Annotated in this window: 5 protein-coding genes; 3 read left to right on the forward strand and 2 right to left on the reverse strand. The window is 74.2% G+C overall.

All coding sequences use genetic code 11. The features are described from left to right. Positions 1–484: 484 nt before the first annotated feature. A complete protein-coding gene (locus IEZ01_RS17640) occupies positions 485–973 on the reverse strand; it encodes a GbsR/MarR family transcriptional regulator (protein WP_019888210.1) in 489 nt (162 codons plus the stop codon). A gap of 84 nt (positions 974–1,057) precedes the next feature. Between IEZ01_RS17640 and IEZ01_RS17645 the strand changes: the two genes are divergently transcribed. Further along, a complete protein-coding gene (locus tag IEZ01_RS17645; RefSeq protein WP_189202510.1) occupies positions 1,058–1,954 on the forward strand; it encodes an ABC transporter ATP-binding protein in 897 nt (298 codons plus the stop codon). Continuing rightward, on the forward strand, positions 1,951–3,519 hold the full coding sequence (locus IEZ01_RS17650; RefSeq protein WP_189202512.1) for an ABC transporter permease: 1,569 nt from the start codon (positions 1,951–1,953) through the stop codon (positions 3,517–3,519). The genes IEZ01_RS17645 and IEZ01_RS17650 overlap by 4 nt, the downstream gene beginning before the upstream one ends. 22 nt (positions 3,520–3,541) lie before the next feature. Here IEZ01_RS17650 and IEZ01_RS17655 read toward each other — a convergent pair whose 3' ends face one another. Further along, the gene (locus tag IEZ01_RS17655; RefSeq protein ID WP_019888207.1) at positions 3,542–4,708 is read right to left on the reverse strand and encodes a cytochrome P450; all 1,167 of its coding nucleotides are present in this window, start codon (positions 4,706–4,708) and stop codon (positions 3,542–3,544) included. Positions 4,709–4,841: 133 nt separating this feature from the next. Here IEZ01_RS17655 and IEZ01_RS35020 point away from each other — a divergent pair. Beyond that, a partial coding sequence (locus tag IEZ01_RS35020) for a hypothetical protein (protein WP_229833033.1) occupies positions 4,842–5,077 on the forward strand: 236 nt, incomplete at its 3' end.

A 5,077-nucleotide genomic window follows, 5' to 3' on the forward strand; every position in this document is an offset into this window, starting at 1 on the left:
TACGGCGCGGCCGGCCGCCGCACCAGCGGATCGCGGGCTGGCGCTGGCGCGCAGCTGACCGCCGGAGGCGCTGGGCCGCGCAGCTGGCCGCCGGAGGCGCTCGGCGCCGGGCCGGCGGGCGCCGGAGGAGCGGGGCGAGCTGAGGCGGCGCTGGCGCGCAGCTGGCCGCCGGAGGCGCTCGGCGCCGGGCCGGCGGGCGCCGGAGGAGCGGGGCGAGCTGAGGCGGCGCTGGCGCGCAGCTGGCCGCCGGAGGCGCTCGCCACCCGGTCCGCGCGGCGCGCCGGGCCAGCTGCTCCGGATGCCCGACCAGCGGATCGTCGGTCGACGCTGCCGGGCTGCCGTGCTGCCGGGCTGCCGGAGGCAGCGGACCGTCGGGCTCAGGCGCCGGGCCTGGGCGCGCGGACTGCGGTCCGCGGGTCGGCGCGGCCACGCGCCTGGCCGCCCGAGCCGCTCAGCCGCCGGAGGCGCCGCCTCTCGTGCGCCCCTACTCCCCCGCCGCGTCCCGCGCGGCGCGGTGGGTGCGCCAGCGGTCCATCATGCCGAGCATCTCCTGCTGCAGGAACTCGAAGAACTCGGCCGTCTCGGCCGCCCGCGCGCCCGCCGAGGTGTCCTCGCCCAGCGTCCGCGCGCCTTCCCTGAGCACCTTCTCCCAGCGCGTCAGCAGCTGGTCCCGGCGGGTGAACGTCTCGTACCAGAGCTCGTTGTGGAGCACGTACCGCTCCCGGCGCGAGCCGGGGTCGCGCTCGCGGCTGATCATGTCCACCTGGGCCAGGTAGCGCACGGCGCCGGAGACCGCCGCCGGGCTGATCCGCAGCCGCTCGGAGAGTTCCGCGGAGGTCATCGACCCCGACTCGGACGCGAGGAGGGCGGCGAAGACCCTCGCCGCCATGCGCTGCATGCCCGCCTCCGTCAGCTCGGCGGCGAACCGCTCCACGAAACGGGACACGTTCTCGTCGGTGGTCATGTCGGGCATCGTCTCCCTCGCTCGCGATCTCCCCACGACTTTATACGCTTCCTTAACTTCACAAATTTGTGAACTAAGCGTAGGTTCACGCCCATGACCAAGGCAATCAGCGTTGCCGGACTGCACAAGTCGTTCGGGCGCACCCACGCACTGGACGGCCTCGACCTCGACGTCGAGACCGGCGAGGTCCACGGCTTCCTCGGCCCCAACGGCGCCGGGAAGTCCACCACCATCCGGGTCCTGCTCGGCCTGCTGCGCGCCGACTCCGGCGCCGCCCGGCTCCTCGGCAGGGACCCGTGGCACGACGCGGTCGAGCTGCACCGGCGGATCGCCTACGTCCCCGGAGACGTCACCCTCTGGCGCAACCTCGCCGGCGGCGAGGTGATCGACCTGTACGGACGGCTGCGCGGGGGCCTCGACAAGGCCCGGCGGGCCGACCTCGTCGCGCGGTTCGAGCTCGACCCGACCAAGAAGGGGCGGACGTACTCCAAGGGCAACCGCCAGAAGGTCGCCCTCGTCGCCGCCTTCGCCTCCGACGTCGACCTGCTCATCCTCGACGAGCCCACCAGCGGCCTCGACCCCCTGATGGAGGAGGTCTTCCAGAGCTGCGTCGCCGAGGCGCGCGACCGCGGCCGGACCGTCCTGCTCTCCTCGCACATCCTCAGTGAGGTCGAGACCCTCTGCGACCGGGTCAGCATCATCCGCAAGGGGCGGACGGTCGAGACCGGTTCGCTCGCCGACCTGCGCCACCTCACCCGTACCAGCGTCACCGCCGAACTGGCCGGCCCGCCCAACGGGCTGGCTCACCTCCCCGGCGTCCACGACCTCGACGTCCAGGGCAGGCGCGTGAAGCTCCAGGTCGACACCGACAAGCTCGACGCCGTGCTCCGCTCCCTCACCGAGTCGGGGGTGCGCTCGCTCACCAGCACCCCGCCCACCCTGGAGGAGCTGTTCCTCCGCCACTACGCGGACGAGGTGACCGGGCGATGAGCGCCCTCGCGGGAACCGGAACGCTCGGACGGCTCGCGCTGCGCCGCGACCGGCTGATGACGCCGCTGTGGGCGGTGGTCGTCGGCGGACTGGCGGCCAGTGGAGTCGGCTCCCTGGCCACCCTGTACGACACGGCGGCGAAGCGGGCCGAGATGGCCGCCTCGATGAACGCCAACAGCTCGATGAGATCGCTCTACGGACCGGTCTTCTCCGACTCCGTCGGAGGACTCGCGGCCTGGCGGTTCGGCACCTTCACCGCCGTACTCGCCGCGGTCATGAGCCTGATCATCGTGGTGCGGCACACCCGCGAGGAGGAGGAGACGGGCCGTCAGGAGATGCTCTCCGCCGGGATGGTGGGGCGGCGCGCCCCGCTGACGGCGGCGCTGCTCGCCGCGCTCGTCGCCAACGCCGCGGTGGCCCTGATCGTCACGGCCGGGCTCGCCGGGCAGGGCGCGGGCGGGGCGCTCGCCCTCGGCCTCGCGGTCGGCGGCACCGGCATGCTCTTCGCCACGACGGCGGCGATCGCCGCCCAGCTCACGGAGAGCGCACGGCTCGCCAAGGGCCTGACGGCGGCGGTGCTCGGGCTCGCGTTCGGCCTGCGGGCGGCGGGCGACGCGGGGACGGCCGGTGGCAGTTCGGTGCTGACCTGGCTCTCGCCGATCGGCTGGGCCGAGAACGTACGGGCCTTCGCCGGCGAGCGCTGGTGGGTGCTGCTGCTGATCGCCCTCGCGGTGGCCGTCCAGGCGGCGGTGGCGTACGGGCTGGCCGGGCGGCGCGACGTCGGCATGAGCTTCCTGCCGGCCCGGCCGGGCCCGGCCGAGGGCCGCATCGCCACGGTCGGCGGCCTCGCCTGGCGCCTTCAGCGCGGCGGCCTGCTGGGCTGGTCCGCCGGTTTCCTCGTCGCCGGGCTCGCGTTCGGCGGGATGGCCGACGGCGCGGCGGAGCTCGTGGGCGACAACGAGCGGGCGCGCCAGATCTTCGAGCGGATGGGCGGGCAGGCGGGCCTGAGCAACGCGTTCCTCGCGACGATGGCGGGTCTGTTCGGAATGATCGGCTCGCTGTACGTGGTCGGATCGGTCCTGCGGCTGCACGGCGAGGAGACCTCGCAGCGGGCGGAACCCCTGCTGGCGAGCGCGGTCGGCCGGCTGCGGTGGGCGGCGGGTCATCTGGCCATCGCCTTCGGCGGCGCCGTGGTGATCATGCTCCTCGCGGGGACGGGCCTCGCGGTGTCGTACGGCCGGGACTTCGGCCCGATCGTCGGGGCGTGCCTCGTCCAACTGCCCGCGACATGGGTCCTGGGCGGTCTGGCGGTGCTGCTGTGGGGCGCGATGCCCAAGGCGGCGGTGGCGGCGTGGGGCGTGGCGGGGCTGGCCCTGGCACTGGGCTGGATCGGCCCGGCGCTGGACCTTCCCCGTTCGGTCCTGGACCTCTCTCCCTTCGGCCACCTGCCGAAGCTTCCGGGCGGCGCGATGGAGTGGCCGCCGACGCTGGTGCTTGCGGGTGTGACGGTGGCTCTGGTGGGGGTGGGGCTGGCGGCGCTGCGGCGGCGGGACCTGACGACCTGACGGTTTCCCCGTGCGCCGTGCCTCACACGGTTACTGGCAGCGACTCCAGCCCCCTCAGGACGAAGCCGGGCTTACGGCGCGGGGTGGCGGCGAGCGTCAGGGACGGGGCGCGGGTGAGGAGGGCGGAGAGGGTGGCGGTGAGTTCCAGGCGGGCCAGGGGCGCGCCCAGGCAGTAGTGGATCCCCGCGCCGAAGGAGATGTGGGGGTTGTCGCGGCGCGTGAGGTCCAGGGTGTCCGGGTCGGCGAAGACGGCCGGATCGCGGTTGGCCGAGCCGAAGAGGAGCGCGACCTCCGCGCCGCGCGGGATCGGGACGCCGTCGACCTCGATGTCCTCCAGGACCCACCGCTCGAAGAGCTGGAGCGGGGTGTCGTAGCGGAGCAGCTCCTCCACGGCCGTGGGCAGCAGGGCGGGGTCCGCGCGCAGCGCGGCCAGCGCTTCGGGGTGCTGGAACAGCGCCCACCAACCGTTGACCGTCGCGTTCACGGTCGCCTCGTGCCCCGCGTTCAGCAGCAGCGCGCAGGTGGAGACCATCTCCTGCTCGCCGAGGTCGACGGCGATCAGCCCGGAGATCAGGTCGTCGCCCGGCGTGGCCCGCCGCGCCGCGATCAACTCCCGTAGGTATGCCGAGAATTCGGCCGATGCGCGGACCGCGCGCCGGGCCGCCTCCTCGGACGGGTTGAGCTCGTACATCCCGCAGATGTCCGCCGACCAGGGCCGCAGCGCCGGCCGGTCCTCCTCGGGGACCCCCAGCATCTGCGCGATGACGGCGACCGGCAGCGGCTCGGCCACCGCCGCGACCAGGTCACCGCCGCCGTCCGCGACGAGCCGGTCCACCAGCTCGTCCGCGAGCCCCTGGACGTACGGCGCGAGCCGCTCCACGGTGCGCGGGGTGAACGCCTTGGACACCAGGCGCCGGATCCGGGTGTGGTCCGGGGGCTCCAGGTCGAGCATGCCGTGGTCGTTGAGGGTGTGAAACGGCTCCTGCCAGGCGGGCGGCACGGGCCGCTCCGGGTACGCCCGCCCGAGCCGCCGGTCCCGCAGCAGCGCGGACACGTCGGCGTGGTGGGGAACGAGGAACTGCCGGGTGGGCTCGTACCAGTGCACGCGGCCCCGGGCGCGCAGCTCGGTGTACGCGGGGTACGGGTCGGCGACGAAGCCGGACGACGACGGATCGAAGGCGAGGTCCATGCCGGGACGCTACCGGCGCGGGCGCGCGCCGCCCAGGGGGTGTTGCTCGGTGGCTGACCGCGCTTACGGCCCTGGCAGCGGCGCGCCGAGGGGAGTCGAACCCCTGACATCTGCCATGCAAAGAGAGAGATGCGTGCCCGCGAGGATTTCCGAGACATTCCGAGCCGCTGCGAGTACAGGTCACGCGCTCGACGCGTACCTCGATGTGGAGGCGGACCCAGCCGCCGACATCACCCTCGGCCGGCCGGCCCCCGCCGGCGCGAGCCTGTTGTGGACGGGGACCGGCATCTCCGCGGGGAACACCGGCAACATCGGCTCCCTCAAGCAGAGCCGGTTGGACCTCGCGACGAGCAGCGGCGTGGGCATCGT

Origin of the sequence: Streptomyces purpureus (assembly GCF_014648195.1) — a bacterium.
In the GTDB taxonomy this organism is placed as follows: domain Bacteria; phylum Actinomycetota; class Actinomycetes; order Streptomycetales; family Streptomycetaceae; genus Streptomyces; species Streptomyces purpureus.